The 2,068-nt window shown below is 70.6% G+C and carries 2 protein-coding genes and 1 pseudogene; all 3 read right to left on the bottom strand.

Annotation, left to right across the window (positions count from 1 at the left end):
* The coding region (locus G6022_RS16285; RefSeq protein ID WP_347238200.1) for a Mur ligase family protein at positions 1-783 on the bottom strand (783 nt) is incomplete at its 3' end.
* Positions 784-788: 5 nt separating this feature from the next.
* Positions 789-1,883: a phospho-N-acetylmuramoyl-pentapeptide-transferase gene (mraY, locus tag G6022_RS16280; RefSeq protein ID WP_179525064.1), complete on the bottom strand. Its 1,095-nt coding sequence runs from the start codon at positions 1,881-1,883 to the stop codon at positions 789-791.
* Positions 1,880-2,068 (bottom strand): annotated as a pseudogene (locus G6022_RS16275) (UDP-N-acetylmuramoyl-tripeptide--D-alanyl-D-alanine ligase); the annotation flags it as partial. The gene mraY and the pseudogene G6022_RS16275, both read right to left, overlap by 4 nt.

Raw genomic sequence — 2,068 nt, 5'->3', positions numbered from 1 at the left:
GGGTGCGCCGAGGCGCACCCCGATCCGCGTCGGGGCGGGCGCGGCGGCGAGGAGTCGGGAGGCGATCTCGTCCTCGGCCCCGGCCACCGCGACCCGCCCGGTGAGCACCTGCGCCTTGGCCGCGGCGTAGGCCTCCATCGACCCGTGCCAGTCCAGGTGGTCCTCCGCGACGTTGAGGACCACCCCCACGTCGGGCCGGCACCCGGGGGCCCAGTGCAGCTGGAAACTCGACAGCTCGGCGGCGAGGACCTCCACCCTCGGCTCGGCGAGGAGCACCTCCGTCACCGGCAGTCCGATGTTGCCGCACGCGCGCACGGCCATCCCCGCCTCGAGGCAGATCGCCTCGAGCATCGAGGTGGTGGTGGTCTTGCCGTTGGTCCCGGTCACCGCGAGCCACGTCCGTGGCGGTCCGAACCTCCCGGCCGCGTCGGCGCGCCAGGCCAGTTCGACGTCCCCCCACAGCTCGAGGCCGGCCTCGGCCGCGGTCCGCAGCAGCGGGGAGTCCGGCCTCCAGCCCGGGCTGGTCACCACCAGGTCGACCCGATCGGGGCCGGTGTCGACGAGCATCTCGGCGGCGCGGTCGAGGCCGACCCCGGTACAGGTCACGCCGTCCGGGAGCGCCCCCCGCAGCAGTTCGACGGCCTCCGGTCGCGAGTCCGCCACCACGGGCTCGGCGCCGAGCGCGTGGAGGATCCGGACGGCCCCCGGCCCGGACACCCCGGCGCCGAGGACGAGCACGCGGGCGCCGGCGAGGTCGCGGATGTCCACACGCTGTCGTGTCACGTCCGTCATCCCGTCGAGCTCGCGAGCCAGTCACCGTAGAACAGCGCGATGGCCAGGCCACAGGAGATGGCCACGAGGAGCCAGAACCTGATGGTCACGGTCGTCTCGGCCCATCCGCCGTTCTCGAAGTGGTGGTGGATGGGTGTCATCCGGAACGGACGACGGCCGGTGGTGCGGAACGCCGCGACCTGGATGAGCACCGAGACGAACTCGATCACGAAGACCGCGCCGACGACGACCATCAGGAGTTCGGTCCGCGAGACCACCGAGACACCGGCGACGATGCCGCCCAGGAACATCGACCCCGTGTCGCCCATGAAGATCTTGGCCGGCGCCGCGTTCCACCACAGGAAGCCCAGGCACGCCCCGAGCGCGGCGGAGCACACCACGGCGATGTCGAGGGGATCCCGGACCTGGTAGCACCCGGACAGGTCCACCCCCTCCGCCGTGGAGAAGCACGAGTACCGGAACTGCCAGAAGCTGAACACCACGTAGGTGCCCATGACCATGGCCATCGAACCGGCCGCGAGCCCGTCCAGACCGTCGGTGAAGTTGACCGCGTTGGACCAGCCGTAGACCAGGAGGACGATGAAGACCAGGAAGACGACCACCGGGAAGGTCACGGCGACGAAGTCCCGCACGTAGCTCAGCGACCTGCTGGCGGGGGTCAGCCCGTCGTCGTTGCGGAATCCCAGGACCAGGATGCCAAAGGCGAGCGCCGCGAGCACCTGACCGACGGTCTTGGACAGGATGCCCAGACCCTTGTTGTGCCGCTTGAACACCTTGAGGCCGTCATCGATCATCCCGACCACGGCCAACGCGGTGGCCAGTCCGAGGATGAGCAGGCCGGAGGCGGTGAACCCGCCACCGCCCACCGTCACCTGCCCCACCAGCCCGGCCACGATGTACCCCAGCCACACCGCGGCGAGGATCGCGATCCCGCCCATGTTGGGGGTCCCGCGCTTGCTCATGTGCGACTGGGGGCCCTCCAGGCGGATCTCCTGCCCGAAGCCGTGCCGACGGAAGTAGATGATGAGCACCGGGGTGAGGAAGATGCTCACGACGAAGGCGACGATGCCCGCGATCATGATCTGGGTCATTCGGACTTCTCCTCACCACGCGACGCGAGCAGATGCTCCGCGACGCTCCACAAGCCCACGGCCGCCGAGGCCTTGACCAACACGATGTCCCCCGGCTGCACGCGCTCGTCGACGATGGCGGACGCCTCCTCGGCGGTCTCGACGTGCTCCGCCTCCGATCCCCACGAGCCCTCCTGCACCGCCCC

This window comes from Dietzia sp. Cai40 (genome assembly GCF_014145165.1).
Lineage (GTDB): Bacteria > Actinomycetota > Actinomycetes > Mycobacteriales > Mycobacteriaceae > Dietzia > Dietzia natronolimnaea.
The sequence above is the reverse complement of the archived record's forward strand: the minus strand, read 5'-3'. Positions and strand labels throughout refer to the sequence as shown.